Origin of the sequence: Herbaspirillum sp. NPDC101397 (assembly GCF_044767325.1) — a bacterium.
Lineage (GTDB): Bacteria > Pseudomonadota > Gammaproteobacteria > Burkholderiales > Burkholderiaceae_D > Herbaspirillum.
The window spans coordinates 46,327-60,853 of record NZ_JBIWNS010000011.1 but is presented as its reverse complement, the minus strand read 5'-3'; the positions used below and the strand labels follow the sequence as shown (position 1 = coordinate 60,853).

Genomic DNA, 14,527 nt, shown 5'->3' with positions numbered 1-14,527 from the left:
CTGCGACGTGAGCGGCCGCGCGCCCGCCGTGCAGGCCAGGCAAACCTGGTCGTTCCCATAAATTTTCAATTGGCATTGAACATTCTTCGGTGTGACGCGTTCATACCTGCTTTTGGCCGGAAGATCGGTCAATGCCACTATTTCAAAGACGACAAGGTTATCAATGCGAAGACGAATGCAATCGCTGGCGGCGCTCCTGCTGCTGTCCGCTTCCGGCGCTGCGCCCCTGGCTCAGGCAGCCGACGCCGCGGCGCTCTGCGCCGCCGATCTGAAGGTGGACAAGGAAAAGCTGGCGGCGCGCCTGCTGGCCGCTTATCCGGTGAGCACCGCCTACCTGGCGGTGGGTGAACATCCGGCGCCGCTGTCGTCCTACCGGGCGCTGGCGTCATGGCTGCTCAAGAAACGCGCCGCCGAAAAACCGTCGGGCGGCGCATGCAAAGGCGACAGTTGCAACGCCGACCACATTGCTGACGACCTGCAGAATCTGCTGGATGGCAAGGACGCTCAATTCAAGCCGACCGGTGGCGCCGGTGCCAACACCTTCTTCGACGCCGACAATCAAAGCAGCCTGACCTGCGTCCAGAGCGACGCGCAGCTCAAGCTGCCGCATGCTGCGTCGGCCGCCGTCATGACCGCCGCGCCGGCTGCCGGGGCGGCCGCAGCGGCTCCTGCAGCCGCTCCCGCATCCGTATCCGCCGGTACCGCAGCGCCGGCAACGCCGACGTCGCATGAACCAAGCTGGATGGATCCGGTGCGCGTTCGCGGCAACCCCGATCAGCTGTCCATCGATCGCAGCAACCAGGCTGCGTATGCATCGGTCGACCGCGCCCACCTGACGCTGGCCAATGACGACGTGGCGCAATCGCGCACCAACGACATCGTGGTGTTCACCGGGTATTCCTTCGACAAGCGTCCCATGGACGGCAACGGCAGCACTTACGAGGCGGTGCCTTACGTCGGCTTCAAGCAGAACCGCATCACCAACTACAACGGCGGCGCCATCACGGTGGACACCACCCGTACCGGCCAGGCCGGCGTGCTCTCGTCATTCCACTTCGCCCATCCGGGGTCGGCCAATACCGAAGACCTGACGGCGCGGCCGGACTACCTCGTCAACAGTTCCGATGGCAGCCGCCTGCTGACCATCAACTTTACCTACACGATGGTGCGCCCCGGCATCCTCAACGATTTCATCCGCTGGAACAACGGCCTCGCCTTCAAGCCCATCCTGATCGGCCAGAGCCGCAACGGTACGTATCTCGACCGCGGCGAAGCGGCGGTCTACGAACAGCACCAGGACTTCATCCGCCTGGGCGCACAGGCGGGCTTCACGCTGGCCTCGACCAATCCGAAGCTGCCATTCGACTTCACCACCACCTATACCGGCCTCAAGGCCTTGCAGGGTTCGCGCAGCATCCATTACTGGAAGGGCGCGCTGACCTACAACTTCAACCAGAACGTGGGTCTGAGCCTCGATTATTCGAACGGCCTGCTGCCGGACACGGGCGACGCCGAGCGCAAGTGGGGACTGGGCATCGCCACCAAGTTCTGAGTTACCCGCGCTCTTGCGGAGCCACAGCAAAAAGGGCACATGCACTTTCGGGAAAACCGAAGTGCACGTGCCCTTGCACGCTGGTGAGGACGTCAATAACGATGAATTGAAAAAGTCTCTTTACTTGTAGAAAGCTTCGACCTTGCCTTTGACCTTCGTCAGCAAGGGATTGCCTTTGCGATCGAGCGCTTTGCCGGCGGGGACCTTGATCCATCCTTCGCTGATGCAGTATTCGTCGACGTCGGTACGCTCTTTGTCGTTGAGCCTGATGCCGACTTCGTGTTCGAAGATGGCGGCATTGAAGTAAGGGCTACGCGGATCGATCGAGAGCCGATCAGGGAGTGGGGGGCGTTGTGTAGTATCGTTCATGCCCATAATTATCGACGATAAGATTGCGCAAAACAATTTTTTGTTTTCTTGTCGGGTGGCGCCAGAGTGGCCGCATTGCTTTCCTTCAATTTTTCTCCTCATGTCATCACTGAAATACCTGAACGCTTATTCCGAACAAACACGCGAGCAAGTGTCGCAACTGCTGGCGCAGGATCGCCTGCGCGAGGTGCTGATGAAGCGTTACCCGAAGGCGCATGATCTGCGCACCGACAAGTCGCTTTACCAGTATGTCCAGGATCTCAAAACCGAGTTCCTGCGCAATGCCGAACCGATCAACAAGGTCGGGTATGACAGCAAGATTCACGTGATCAATCACGCGCTGGGAATGCACACGTCGATTTCACGTATCCAGGGTGGAAAGCTGAAGGCCAAACATGAAATTCGCGTCGCCGCCTTGTTCAAGGACGCGCCGATTGAATTCCTGCGCATGATCGCCGTCCACGAGCTGGCGCATATAAAAGAGAAAGAACACGACAAGGCGTTCTACAAACTCTGTTCGTACATGGAGCCCAACTACCATCAATACGAATTCGACATGCGCCTGTACCTCACGGAGCTGGACAATTCCGGACGACGCCTGTGGGGTGCGGAGAAATAAAGACGCTCACGCAGAGATGCGCGAATAAAAAAGCCCGCCACCGGAATGGGCCGGTTGCGGGCGAGGCAGCCGTGTCGGGCTGCGAGGAGATACGGTATCTGAGTCAGTGAGCGACGCGCTCTAAATATGGGCGTCGCGACCATGCTGCGACACGTCCTTGAAAATGGGAATCAGGCGCAGGCGATGGTCGTCTTCTTCCTCGGCCCGCTGATCTTCGGCGTCGAGGAATTTCAGATGCTTGTCGACCGAAAAACAGGCCCACACGAGGAGCACGTCGAGAAGAATGATTCCGATGCTGGTCAAGCTGATGCTGGAGCCCATGATTGAATCCTTTCGGTCGAATGTTGCGGTAGGAAACGCTGCATTTGAATCAATCATACTCATCAGAATGTAGTCGGCATATCAGTCAAATCCTGATTTCCGAAGGGCAATGATGTTGCCTCCATGAGAACGCGGCAGCCGGTGGCGCGCAACCATGCTCACCTTGCCCCAGGCGACTGGGGGCCGAGCGTCAGCCCCCCAAAAAAAAGCCCGCATGCGCGGGCTTTTTTCCTTGCGATCTGCCTGAAGCATCAGGCGCTGCGGCGTTCATCCCTGATCTGCAAAGCCGGGTTGACCACGTTGGCGTCGACGCCCAGCGGACGCAGCGGCACGATGCGGGCGGAGCCGGACAGCGCCGGATCTTCCAGGCTGAACACGCCGACTGCCTGGTTCAGCCTGCCGGCCTGGTCCTGCAATGTGCTGACGGCGGCGCTGGCTTGTTCCACCAGGGCGGCGTTCTGCTGCGTGACCTGGTCCATCAGCGCGATGGCGCGGTGCACTTCTTCGATGCCGATGCTTTGCTCGTGGCTGGCGGCGGAGATTTCGCCGACCACGTCGGTGACGTGCTTCACGCTGGCGACGATCTGCTCCATGGTTTCGCCGGCCTGGCCGACCAGCTTGGCGCCGGTGTCGACCTTCTCAACCGAGTCATCGATGAGCGACTTGATTTCCTTGGCGGCGGCCGAGCTGCGTTGCGCCAGGCTGCGCACTTCGGTGGCGACCACGGCGAAGCCGCGGCCTTGTTCACCGGCACGTGCGGCTTCCACTGCGGCGTTCAGCGCCAGGATATTGGTCTGGAACGCGATGCCGTCAATCACGCCGATGATGTCGACGATCTTGCGCGAGGATGTATTGATGGAATCCATGGTGTGCACCACCTGGCCCACGATCGCGCCGCCCTGCATGGCGATTGCGGAAGCATTGCGCGCCAATTGGTTGGCTTGCTTGGCGTTGTCGTCGTTCTGCTTGACGGTGGAGGTCAGTTGCTCCATCGCCGAGGCGGTTTCTTCCAGCGAAGCGGCCTGGTCTTCGGTGCGTGCTGCGAGGTCGCGATTGCCTTCGGCGATCTGGGCGCTGATCTCGGTGACGTCGCTGGCGGCGTCGCGGACTTCGGCGACGGTGCGGCGCAGGTTGCTGCTCATTTCCGACAACGCGGCCATGATGCTGTCGCGTCCCTTGCCGAGATCCTTGTCCTGCTCGATGGCGTGGTAGAGCTCACCGCGGTCGACTGCGAAGGCCAGTTCCTTGACTTGCGCCGGTTCGGCGCCAAGTGCGCGGCGGATGTGACGGGTGATCAATGTCGCCAGCACGACGCCGGTGGCCATGGCAATCGCCAGCAGGACCAGCATCAGCGCCTGGAAGCCGTGCGCCAGGTTGCGTGCACGGGCCGATTCAGCCTGGGTCATCTGTTCTTGCAGGTCGATGAACTTGTTGATCGACGCCAGCCATTCGACGAAAGCCGGCTTGCCTTGCTGCAGCATGATCTGGCGGGCGCCCTCGGTATCACCCGAGGTGCGGGCGACGATTATGCGTTGCACCAGCGGCATGGCGCGCGCTTCGATGGCCTTGATGGCGGCGAGGTCGGCGCGTTCTTCGGCGCGGATGTTCTTGCCTTTTTCACCGGAGAAGATAGCGTCCAGCGGTTGCGCCGATTGCTGGTAGTCGTTGTCCAGTTTGCTGATCAGGCCGGTGACGTCCTTGACTTCGGCGTCGCCCACCAGGGTCAGGTCGCGCAATGCGATGGCGCGATCGTGCACGCTGCCGCGGAAGTTGATCGCGTAACGCTGCTTGACGTTGTTGTCGTCGCTGATGGTGCTCAGGCTGCCTTCGATGGCATTGACCTTCATGATGCTGAGCACGGTGAGCGCCACCATCATGGCCAACACGATGGCGAAGCTGATTCCGAGGCGGGCTGCGACGCTGATGGCAGGCCGTGGCGATTGGTTCATGGTGATGCTCCCTGAGGTTGTACGCCGTCCGGAGTCGGCGCTTTTTATCTTGTTTTGGCGGTTGTTCGCATCTTGCGGTGCACAACAACCGCTAGCTGACGCAATCTTAGGGAATATCAATGAATAGTAAAAATTGATAGTTTTCATCAATTCAATAGTTTTTATACACAACCCTTTCCAGTGCTGGATTAGCGCCGGATTTCCAGGTGGAAATGAGGTTGAACTGGCAGAAATGGTCAGAAATCTTTTTACAAAAATACAAGAAAGAGCAATGAATGCCTGCGCGCGCTGCTCTGCCGACACTTTATGCAAAGAAATCATCGACCGCCGCCGGCCGGGCCTTGCGCATTACAATACGTTCCTGTTTGATTTCATTGCGCGCCATGCTGACCGTTGTCTCGATTCTCACCACGACCGCCCTGTTCAGCGTGGCGATGCTGCTGGTGCTGGGATCCCTGCTGCGTTCACCGGTGGCGGGTGTGCGCGAATGGTTTTTCGCCAACCTGGCAATGGTGGTGTCGCTTCCGTTGCTGGCCTTGCGCAATACAATTCCCGATGCCATTTCCATCGTCGTTGCCAACGTCATCGTGTCGCTGGCGGGCGCCTTCTATTACGCCGGCTGCGCGCGTTTTCTCGGCCGCCCGACGCGGTGGAAGCAGATGCTGGCCGGCGTGGCGCTGGTCGGCGTCGCCATGGTCGTGTGGCGCTACGTCGACGCCAACCTGCCGCTGCGCGTTGCCGCCTCCACCAGCTTCAACGCCATCATCTGTACTGCCGTCGGCGTGATCCTGCTGCGCCATCGCCCGCGCGATCGCAGTCCATATAATTTCTGGTTCGCGGCGCTGATGGCCTTCCTGTTCGCGGCGACGCAATTGGTGCGCGGCCTGTACTTCCTGACGCTGGCGCCGGACGAATCGCTGGCCATGCTCAACAGTGTCTGGAACATCAGCTTGCTGACCGTCGGCGCGGTAGTCATGCCGACGCTGACGATGATCGCGGTGATGATCGTGCATGACGCCATGCTGGCCAAGGTCGAACACGCGCTCAACCACGACCACCTGACCGGTGCGCTCACGCGCAAACGCTTCGAAACCATCGCGCGCGATTTGCTGGCGGAAGGGCAGCCGATACAGCCGACAGCGCCGCCGGTGCTGCTGCTGATCGATCTGGATCATTTCAAGCGCATCAACGACACCCATGGCCACGCCGGCGGCGACGACGTATTGCGCGCCTTCGTGCAGATGGCGCGCGGCGTCATGCGGCCGGGTGATGCGCTGGGGCGACTGGGCGGAGAAGAGTTCGGCTTGCTGTTGCCGGCCACAAGCGCAGCCGATGCCGCTGCCATGGCGGAGTCGCTGCGCGCACAGGCGGAAGCCCAGATCGTGTCGGGCCAGTTCGGCGCCTGCCGCTACAGTATCAGCATCGGGGTCGCCTTTGCGCGACGCGACGACAGTCCCGACCGCCTCAACGCGCGCGCCGACCGCGCTCTGTACGTCGCCAAGAATGGCGGCCGAAACCGGGTGGCGATGGAAGAAACACAGCCGGAAACAAAACTGCCGGCAAACGCCGGCAGGAATGTGGTGCGGGCCTGACGCTGCCTGATCAATCGGCGGCGCGCAGCTTCTTCACTTCCGCGTCCGATGGTTGCAGGCTGGCGCCGTCGACGTACACGAAGCTGCTCATGATGCCCTTGCCGTCCTTGACGCCGGTGCGGCCGACGAAAGCACCCAGCGTCGACTGGTGATCCTGCGCGCGGTAGGTGATGGTCGCCACCGGCGTCTCCACCTTCAGACCTGAAAACGCTGCCGCCAGTTTGTCCGAATCGGCGCTGCCGGCTTTCTTCAGCCCGGCCGCAATCGACATCAGCGCGCTGTAACCGACCAGCGAACCGTTGCGTGGATAGTCGTTGTATTTCTTGCGATAGGCGTCGACGAATTTCTTGTGCTCGGGCGTATTGATGGCGTACCACGGGTAGCCGGTCACGAGCCAGTTGCTGGGCGCTTCCGCGCGCAGCGGGTCGAGGTATTCCGGCTCGCCCGACAGCAGCGACACCACTTCGCGTCCTTCAAACAGACCGCGTGTATTGCCTTCGCGCACGAACTTGCCGAGGTCGGTCGCGAACAGCACGTTGAAGATCGCATCCGGCTTGGCGTCCGCCAGGGCTTGCGTGACCGCGCCGGCGTCGATCTTGCCCAGCGGCGCCGCCTGCTCGGCGACGAATTCGATGTCCGGCTGCGTCGCCTTCATCAGCGTCTTGAAGCTGGCGACGGCGGATTGGCCGTATTCATAATTCGGATAGACGATGGCCCAGCGCTTCTTCTTGAGCTTGGCGGCATCCTTGACCAGCGACGCCACCAGCATGTAGGTCGAAGGACGCAAACGATAGGTGTACTTGTTGCCGTTGTGCCAGACGATCTTGTCGGTCAGCGGTTCGGCCGCGAGGAAGAATATCTTGCGCTGCTTGGCGTAGTCGGTCAGCGCCAGACCGGTGTTGGACAGGAAGCCGCCGAACAGAAGCGACACCTGTTCGCGCTTGACCAGCTCTTCGGCCACACGCACCGAGTCGCCCGGATTGCCGTTGTCGTCGCGCGAAATCACTTCCAGCTTCTTGCCGAGCACGCCGCCTGCGGCGTTGATTTCTTCCAGCGCCATTTCCCAGCCCTGGCGGTACGGCTCGAGGAAAGCCGGCTGTGCCTTGTAGCTGTTGATCTCGCCGATCTTGATGGTGGCCTGGGCGGCGGCGTTGCCGGAAAAACCTGCGGTGGCCAGCACCGCCGCAACGGCGGTGAACTGCAGTATGTTCGTAAAGCGGAGTCGCGAATTCATGGTGTCCTTCCCGGTAAAGACGACAAGTATAGCGAGCGTCGGGAATTTGCACCTGTACGCGTCCTTGTTGCAGGAAGGAAAATATTCAGCATGTCAGCAACGGCGGACCCGGACGGCCGCATTGCAGGAAGCCATCTGCGCACGTATCATGGCGGAGTTTTGGTGCTCGCGGTCAGATTCCTTGACCGCAGTTAAACGGGAAACACGCGCTGTGTATTAGTTTGTTGCAGCGGCAAACGTGTGCTGTCCCCGCAACGGTAAAACAGGCGTCGCGCATTGATGTAGCGCGACAGGTTTCCTCCATAGTCCACTGTGCCGCTTCAGATTTCAGGCATGGGAAGGCGAGGCGATCGGCCCTGTTAGCCCGGATACCGGCCAGAACGGATGGAAGCGAGCGGCCGGGGTATGTCGTGAACTGCGAAGCACTGCGCACTGCATACCGAATCCGTCATCCGCTCGACCGCCTCCGTTTGCGAGAGCTGTCGTCGCTTGCCGCATTCGTGCGTCCGCCGTCTTCGCACTTCACTCACTCACCGTTTTGCCCGTTTCCTTTGATCACAGCGCGCGGGGATGCGCGCCGTACAAAAACAGACCGCCACCATACACCACGCGCCACGGATATGGCGGTCATCAAAGGGAAGCTCACATGAAACACTCTGCATCGCTGCGCACGGGCAAACCGCGCCTGTCTCATTTGCCGTATGCGCTGGCCGGCGCGTTCGGTACCTTTGCCGCCCTCCACGCCGGCGCCGCCTTCGCACAAGCGACCGAGGCCTCGCTACCCGAGATCACGGTATCGACCCAGGACGGCGGCAGCCTGAAGGCGCCCTCGACCGCCGGCGGCCGTCTCAACCTGACGCCGCTGGAAACCCCGGCCAGCGTCGCCGTCATCATGGGCGACACCATCCGCGACCGTGGCTACCAGACCCTGCTCGACGCCGAAACGCGCTCGCCCGGCGTGACCTCGGTGCCGTTTTCCGGCAACGGCAACAACTCGCTGTCGGCGCGCGGCTTCTACGGCCCCAATTCGATTTCGCAACTGTACGACGGCTTGCAGTTGTACAACGCCGGCGGCGTCGTGACCTTCCCGGTCGATCCGTGGAATGTGGAACGCGTGGAGTTCCTCAACGGCCCCGCTTCGGTGCTGTACGGCACGGGCTTCGTCGGCGGCGCGGTCAACGTCGTGCCCAAGCGGCCCGATCTGAATCTGAAACAGCAGTCCAATGAGGTGCAGTTTTCGGCCGGCTCCTTCGGCACCTATCGCAAGGCCTTCGACAGCACCGGCCCGCTCAGCGACACGCTGGCCTATCGCCTCGACGTCAGCCACGTCAATTCGGACGGTTGGATGGACCGCGGCCGCAGCGACAGCCTGACCGTGTCCGGTTCGCTGCTGTGGAAAGCCACGCGCGACCTGACTCTGACGCTGGCCAACGACTACGCCGATATCCATCCGGGCAGCTACGAAGGCACGCCCATCGTCAACGGCGCCATCGTACCCGGCACGCGCTTCAAGAATTACAACGTCGATGACGCCCAGGTGCGCTTCACCGAAAACCGCACCTATCTGCGCGCGCGTTACGAGCTCAACGACAAGGTCGTGCTCAACAACGACGTCTACCTGATCAAGCACGACCGCCGCTACAAGGAAACCTATACCTACACGTACAACCCGGCCACCGGCAACGTCGCGCGCTCCAACTACCGCGACATCGTCGGCGCACAGACCCAATACGGCGATCACGGCTACGCCACCATCGACAGCGAGCTGTTCGGCAACAAGAACCAGCTGGTGGTCGGCTTTGACCTCAACCGCTCACTCTACGACCGCAACGACAACACCAACGCCGCGGGCAACTTCGCCGGCAGCACCACCGTCAATGCGCTCAACTTCAATCCGGGCACGTTCGCACAGGGCAACTCGCCGGCCATCCGCGCCTTGTATCGCGTTACCGTCGACCAGGCCGGATTGTTCCTGCAAGACCGCTATCAGCTGAACAAGCAATGGGCCATCACCGGCGGGCTGCGCGGCGACAACTACCAGACCAAGCGCGATGACTTCATCACGCGCCTGACCGCCAACGGCAACCAGAATGCGGTGTCATGGAATACCGGCGTGGTCTTCACACCGGTGACCGACACCTCGCTGTACGCACAATACGCGGTGGCATCCGATCCGGTCACCTCGCTGGCCAGCATCAGCGCATCGCAGATGCAGTACGGCGTGTCCAAGGGCAAGCAGGCCGAAGTCGGCGTCAAGCAAGCCTTGTGGAACGGCCGCGTGGAATGGACGCTGGCGGCTTATCGCATCATCAAGAACAACCTGCTGGCGCCGAACATCAACAACACCGCCCTCTCCGACACCGTCGGCCAGCAATCGTCGCGCGGCCTGGAAGGCTCGCTGACCTTCAAGCTCAACGACGACTGGCGCGTCGAGGCCAATGCCTCGGTGCTGCAGGCGCGCTTCGATAACTTCGTCGCCACGGTCGGCGGCAAGGCGACCTCGCTGGCCGGTTACCGTCCGCAGTTCGTGCCGAAACGCACCGGCAACCTGTTCGTGCTGTGGAACGCCACGCCGCAAGTGGAAGCCCGCACCGGCGCCCATTACGTCAGCGATCGCTACTCGGACAACACCGACCAGTCGCGCCTGCCGGCGTACACCGTGCTCGACGCCGGCGTGGCGTGGAAGGCGACTCCGAAGCTGAAGTTCGATTTGCGCATCGACAACCTCACCGACAAGGTCTACGCCGCATCGACCTACGCCGGCACGGCGACGCAATGGATCCTGGGCGCACCGCGCACCTACACGGTCACCGGCAACTATGCGTTTTGACCGGATCATTCCGCTGCAGCAACAGCAGCAGCCCCAACGACGACGGCTGTTGCTGCTGTCGCTGGGGCTGCCGTTGCTGGTGCGGGCGCCCTCGGTCCATGCCGCAGACACCCTTCACAGCCTGACGTTCAAGGACGACGTCGGTCGTGAACTCACCCTGAAGACGCCGCTGAAACGCGTGGTCGTCTTCAACCGCTACACCACCGAATTCGTGCGCGCCGTGGCCGGCATGCAGCCGGTGGTGGGCGTCGACATCGACTCCGCGCGCAGCCATAGCTACTGGCCGACGGTGACGCCGGCCATGCTGGCAGGACAGGGGCAGTCGAGTCCCAATTACGAAGCCATCGTCGCGATGCAGCCGGATGCGGTTTTCTTCCCGCGCAACAGCGACTGGCAAAAGGCGGTCACCGTGCTCGGCCGCTTCGGCATCCCGGTGGTAGTGGTCACTGCCTGGGACGTGCTCAAGCATGAAGAAAACGTCACGCTGTTCGGCCGACTGTTCGAGCAACCGCAACGCGCCACCAAACTCAACGCTTTCTATCGCCGCTACCGCGACCTGCTGGCGCAGCGCTTGCAGAACCTGCCGATGGCGCAGCGCAAGCGCGTCTACATTGAAGAAGTCGGCGCCTACAAGACCCTGTTGAAGGGCTCCGGCTGGCACGACATGGTCGAGGTCGGCGGCGGCGTCAATGTGTTCCGCGACGTCAGCGTCCTCAGCCAGCCGTCGGCGCGCGGCAGTGTGCAGGGCTTCAGCGTCGATCCGGAAGAAGTCGTCGCGCGCATGCCCGACGTCATCGTCAAACTTGAACCAGGCCAGTACGAACCGCATAGCCGTGCGTTCTCGCTGCAAGTACTGGAAGCGGTCGCCGCGCGCCCCGGCTTCGATCGCATTCCGGCGGTGCGCAATCTCCCTGTGCAGGTGTATCACATCAGCTATTACCTGGCAGGCGGTTGTTCCAAGATCATCGGTGCATTACAGATCGCCAAATGGCTGTATCCGGATCGCTTCAAAGACATTGATCCCGACCAGGTCATGCGCACCTGGCTGGAGGATTTTCAACAGGTGCCGGCGCCGGGTGGTTACACCGCATCGCTGGCGGAGCTGCGCAAATGAACAAGACTCTTCTCATGCAAGCGTTGCAGCGTCATCAGCGTCGCAATGCGCTGGCGATGGTCGCCGGCGTCGCTCTGCTGATCGCCGCGATGGCGCTGGCCGGATCGCTGGGCGCGCAAAAATTCGGCATGGCGACCAGCCTCCGCGCTCTGTTCGCGCCGCTACTGCCGGCGGCGTGGCTGAGCGACATTCCGGCGTGGCAAATCTCGCTGCTGCAACAGCTGCGGCTGCCGCGCGTCGTCATGGCGGTGGTGGCCGGCGCCGGCCTGGCGCTGGCAGGCGTGGCCATGCAAGGCATCACGCGCAATCCACTGGTGAGTCCCTACACGGTCGGTATTTCGCCGGCGGCGGCGTTCGGGGCATCGCTGGCGATCTTGTCAGGTGCGACGGGCATCGCGGGCGCCTGGAGCGGCCTGTATATGACCGTCGCGGCCGCCTTCGCCAGCGCGGTATTGTGCGCGACGTTGGTGTTGGCCTTCTCGGCGCTGCGCGGCGTCAGCGCCACCATGCTGGTGCTGGGCGGCGTCGGCCTGACCTATTTGTTCAGCGCGTTGACCGCCAGCGTGCAGTTCGTCGCCACCGAACAGCAACTCGCGGCCATCGTGCAATGGACCTTCGGCTCGCTCAACGGCAGCACCTGGAATGAAGTCGCGGTGGCCGGCGGCGTCTTGCTGCTTGGTGCGCCACTGCTGCAATGGCATGCCTGGGCGCTCAATGCGTTCGCCGCCGGCGGCGACGACATTGCCGCCTCGCTGGGCTTTGCGGTCGGCCGCGTGCGCACCGTGGTGACCGTGGTGGCGGTAATGATCACCGCTGCGGTGGTCAGCTTCACCGGCGTGATCGGTTTCGTCGGGCTGGTGGCGCCGCATATCGCGCGCCTGCTGATCGGCGGCGACCATCGCTGGTTGTTACCCTTCTCGGCCATCGTCGGCGCGTTGCTGGTGCTGTTGTCGGACATGGCCGGACGCCTGTTGTTCGCGCCGGTGATCATCCCGGTCGGCATCGTCGTCGCCTACGTCGGCGTGCCGCTGTTCCTGCATCTGTTGCTGTCGAGCCGGCACAAGGCGGGCCTGTGATGCTCGACATCTCCGGATTGCATTACCGTCATGGCAAGCGCCTGATCCTCGACAACATCGACCTGCAAGTCGGCGCGGGAGAAATCGTCTGCCTGGTCGGCCCCAACGGCGCCGGCAAAAGCACGCTGCTCAAATGCATCAACCGCATCATGCCGTCGCAGCACGCCGGCATGACGCTGGCCGGCGACAATCTGCAGGACATGTCGCGCCGCAACCTGGCGCGCGCCATTGCGTATGTGCCGCAGCATACCGGTCCGGCCATGTCGCTGCGCGTGGCCGACATGATTGCGCTGGGCCGCGCGCCGCACCGCACCTGGAACAGCGGCGATCGTGATCGCCGCATCGTGCTCGACGCCATCGAGCGCCTCAAACTGCAGACGCTGGCGCTGCGCCCCTGCGACGAACTCAGCGGCGGCGAACGGCAACGCGTGCTGCTGGCGCGTGCGCTGGTGCAGCAGGGGCGTTTGCTGTTGCTGGATGAGCCGACCAGCGATCTCGACTTGCATCATCAGCTGGAAGCCATGACCGCCGCGCGCGAAATCGCCGACGCGCAAGGCAGCGGCGTGCTGATCGCCATCCACGACCTGGCGCTGGCGGCGCGTTTCGCCGATCGCCTGGTGATGCTGAGGGAAGGCCGTGTGGTGGCGCAGGGACATTGGCGCGAGGTGCTCACGCCGCAGCACATCGAGGCGGTCTACGGCGTCAGCGCGCGCATCGGCAGCGACGGCGATATTCCTTATGTGATTCCCCTGCGCACGCCATGACCGCTGCGCGCAAACTCCTGATCGCCTTCGACCAGTCGGCTTATTCCGCCGGCACGACGCACGCCGACGCGCTGCGCGATACCTTGCAGCTGGCGCAGCACTGCGAACGGATCGGCTATCACCGCTTCTGGGTGTCGGAGCATCACAGCAATCCCGCCATCGTCGGCAGCGCGCCGGAGGTTCTGCTCGGTGCGCTCACCGCGCTGACCTCGCGCATCCGGATCGGCGCCGCCGGCGTCCTGTTGCCGTTCTATGCGCCGTTCAAGGTGGCGGAACAGTTCAATGTGCTGGAGGCGCTCGCGCCCGGACGCATCGATCTCGGGCTTGGACGTTCGCCGGGCGGTGACGGCAATGCCTTCCGCGCGCTCAATCCCGGAGGCGACGGCGACCGCCTGAAGTTTGAACAAAAGATACGTGAGCTGTGTACGTGGCTGTCCAAGCAGACGCCGGGCGACGATGACAAATTGGCCGGATTGAAGACGCTGCCGCACAATCCCGGCGTCGCGCAAGCTTGGCTGCTGGTGACCTCCATCGACGGTGCGCGTTCTGCCGGCCAGCTTGGTCTGCCGATGTGTTTCAACTATTCGGCAGAACAAAGCGTGGGAATTTCCGAGGCCGCGTTCGACGCCTACCGCGCCGCGTTCCGCCCCGGTGCGTTATGCGAAGCGCCCTATACGGCCATGATGGCCTGGGCGCTGGCGGCTGATACGCATGAAGCAGCGCGCCGCCTGTTCGCCTCGCGCGGCTTGTGGCGCACGCGTCTCGACGACGGTGTGCGCGAGCCGCTGGAGTCGGTGGACACCGCGCTGGCCTATCCCTACACGGCGCAGCAGCGCGAACGCATCGAGCTGCAACTCGAACGTAATTTTGTCGGGACCGCCGACGAGGTCATGGGCAAGCTGCATCGGCTGGCCAACAACGCCGGCGCCGACGAGATCGGCATCACCGCCTGGACTTACGCACTGGAAGATCGCCTGCGCTCATTCGAGCTGCTGGCGCGGGCGCATCATCATTCTGTCCACGGCGATCAGGAGTCAGCGCTGTAGATTTCCGGCGGCATCGTCGGCCACATGCGCGAATTGACCGCTGGCGAAATGCGTTCTATAC

The 14,527-nt window shown here is 62.5% G+C and carries 12 protein-coding genes and 1 riboswitch; of the genes, 8 read left to right on the top strand and 4 right to left on the bottom strand.

The annotated features are described in order from the left end of the window. The first annotated feature begins 163 nt into the window (after nt 1-163). Nucleotides 164-1,552: a hypothetical protein gene (locus ACIROW_RS22560; RefSeq protein ID WP_402279069.1), complete on the top strand. Its 1,389-nt coding sequence runs from the start codon at nt 164-166 to the stop codon at nt 1,550-1,552. Between the two features lie 120 nt (nt 1,553-1,672). Here the strand turns inward: ACIROW_RS22560 and ACIROW_RS22555 are convergent, their stop codons facing one another. Further along, on the bottom strand, nt 1,673-1,921 hold the full coding sequence (locus tag ACIROW_RS22555; protein ID WP_053197472.1) for a DUF3297 family protein: 249 nt from the start codon (nt 1,919-1,921) through the stop codon (nt 1,673-1,675). 100 nt (nt 1,922-2,021) lie between these two features. Here ACIROW_RS22555 and ACIROW_RS22550 point away from each other — a divergent pair, with 100 nt between their 5' ends. Beyond that, a complete protein-coding gene (locus ACIROW_RS22550) occupies nt 2,022-2,540 on the top strand; it encodes a YgjP-like metallopeptidase domain-containing protein (protein WP_402279066.1) in 519 nt (172 codons plus the stop codon). Nucleotides 2,541-2,660: 120 nt separating this feature from the next. On the opposite strand, the gene ACIROW_RS22545 is transcribed toward ACIROW_RS22550, so the two are convergent. Both ACIROW_RS22545 and ACIROW_RS22540 read right to left on the bottom strand, forming a co-directional pair. Further along, complete coding sequence (locus ACIROW_RS22545; RefSeq protein ID WP_402279064.1) at nt 2,661-2,861, bottom strand: hypothetical protein; 201 nt, start codon at nt 2,859-2,861, stop codon at nt 2,661-2,663. A 251-nt stretch (nt 2,862-3,112) separates the two neighbouring features. Beyond that, on the bottom strand, nt 3,113-4,810 hold the full coding sequence (locus tag ACIROW_RS22540; RefSeq protein ID WP_402279063.1) for a methyl-accepting chemotaxis protein: 1,698 nt from the start codon (nt 4,808-4,810) through the stop codon (nt 3,113-3,115). A gap of 383 nt (nt 4,811-5,193) precedes the next feature. Here ACIROW_RS22540 and ACIROW_RS22535 point away from each other — a divergent pair, with 383 nt between their 5' ends. Beyond that, nucleotides 5,194-6,402, top strand: coding sequence for a GGDEF domain-containing protein (locus tag ACIROW_RS22535; protein ID WP_402279061.1), 1,209 nt, complete (start codon nt 5,194-5,196; stop codon nt 6,400-6,402). Nucleotides 6,403-6,412: 10 nt separating this feature from the next. On the opposite strand, the gene ACIROW_RS22530 is transcribed toward ACIROW_RS22535, so the two are convergent. Further along, a complete protein-coding gene (locus ACIROW_RS22530) occupies nt 6,413-7,636 on the bottom strand; it encodes an ABC transporter substrate-binding protein (protein WP_402279059.1) in 1,224 nt (407 codons plus the stop codon). 143 nt (nt 7,637-7,779) lie between these two features. Continuing rightward, a riboswitch (cobalamin riboswitch) is annotated at nt 7,780-8,031 on the top strand. A gap of 251 nt (nt 8,032-8,282) precedes the next feature. On the opposite strand from ACIROW_RS22530, the gene ACIROW_RS22525 reads away from it, so the two are divergent. Genes ACIROW_RS22525 through ACIROW_RS22505 form a run of 5 tightly spaced genes read left to right on the top strand, consistent with a single transcriptional unit; the run spans nt 8,283 to nt 14,466 of the window. Beyond that, nucleotides 8,283-10,466: a TonB-dependent receptor gene (locus ACIROW_RS22525; RefSeq protein WP_402279057.1), complete on the top strand. Its 2,184-nt coding sequence runs from the start codon at nt 8,283-8,285 to the stop codon at nt 10,464-10,466. Next, complete coding sequence (locus ACIROW_RS22520; RefSeq protein WP_402279055.1) at nt 10,456-11,580, top strand: ABC transporter substrate-binding protein; 1,125 nt, start codon at nt 10,456-10,458, stop codon at nt 11,578-11,580. The genes ACIROW_RS22525 and ACIROW_RS22520 overlap by 11 nt, the downstream gene beginning before the upstream one ends. Further along, a complete protein-coding gene (locus ACIROW_RS22515) occupies nt 11,577-12,656 on the top strand; it encodes a FecCD family ABC transporter permease (RefSeq protein ID WP_402279053.1) in 1,080 nt (359 codons plus the stop codon). The genes ACIROW_RS22520 and ACIROW_RS22515 overlap by 4 nt, the downstream gene beginning before the upstream one ends. Next, nucleotides 12,656-13,420: an ABC transporter ATP-binding protein gene (locus ACIROW_RS22510; RefSeq protein ID WP_402279051.1), complete on the top strand. Its 765-nt coding sequence runs from the start codon at nt 12,656-12,658 to the stop codon at nt 13,418-13,420. The genes ACIROW_RS22515 and ACIROW_RS22510 overlap by 1 nt, the downstream gene beginning before the upstream one ends. Next, the gene (locus ACIROW_RS22505) at nt 13,417-14,466 is read left to right on the top strand and encodes an LLM class flavin-dependent oxidoreductase (protein ID WP_402279049.1); all 1,050 of its coding nucleotides are present in this window, start codon (nt 13,417-13,419) and stop codon (nt 14,464-14,466) included. Before ACIROW_RS22510 ends, ACIROW_RS22505 begins: the two co-directional genes overlap by 4 nt. The last annotated feature ends 61 nt before the right edge of the window (nt 14,467-14,527 follow it).

Coding starts and splice junctions, on each gene's coding strand:
- ACIROW_RS22505 (WP_402279049.1), top strand. CDS start 13,417: ATGACCGCTGCGCGCAAACTCCTGATCGCCTTCGACCAGTCGGCTTAT.
- ACIROW_RS22535 (WP_402279061.1), top strand. CDS start 5,194: ATGCTGACCGTTGTCTCGATTCTCACCACGACCGCCCTGTTCAGCGTG.
- ACIROW_RS22515 (WP_402279053.1), top strand. CDS start 11,577: ATGAACAAGACTCTTCTCATGCAAGCGTTGCAGCGTCATCAGCGTCGC.
- ACIROW_RS22560 (WP_402279069.1), top strand. CDS start 164: ATGCGAAGACGAATGCAATCGCTGGCGGCGCTCCTGCTGCTGTCCGCT.
- ACIROW_RS22520 (WP_402279055.1), top strand. CDS start 10,456: ATGCGTTTTGACCGGATCATTCCGCTGCAGCAACAGCAGCAGCCCCAA.
- ACIROW_RS22510 (WP_402279051.1), top strand. CDS start 12,656: ATGCTCGACATCTCCGGATTGCATTACCGTCATGGCAAGCGCCTGATC.
- ACIROW_RS22540 (WP_402279063.1), bottom strand. CDS start 4,810: ATGAACCAATCGCCACGGCCTGCCATCAGCGTCGCAGCCCGCCTCGGA.
- ACIROW_RS22525 (WP_402279057.1), top strand. CDS start 8,283: ATGAAACACTCTGCATCGCTGCGCACGGGCAAACCGCGCCTGTCTCAT.
- ACIROW_RS22545 (WP_402279064.1), bottom strand. CDS start 2,861: ATGGGCTCCAGCATCAGCTTGACCAGCATCGGAATCATTCTTCTCGAC.
- ACIROW_RS22550 (WP_402279066.1), top strand. CDS start 2,022: ATGTCATCACTGAAATACCTGAACGCTTATTCCGAACAAACACGCGAG.
- ACIROW_RS22530 (WP_402279059.1), bottom strand. CDS start 7,636: ATGAATTCGCGACTCCGCTTTACGAACATACTGCAGTTCACCGCCGTT.
- ACIROW_RS22555 (WP_053197472.1), bottom strand. CDS start 1,921: ATGAACGATACTACACAACGCCCCCCACTCCCTGATCGGCTCTCGATC.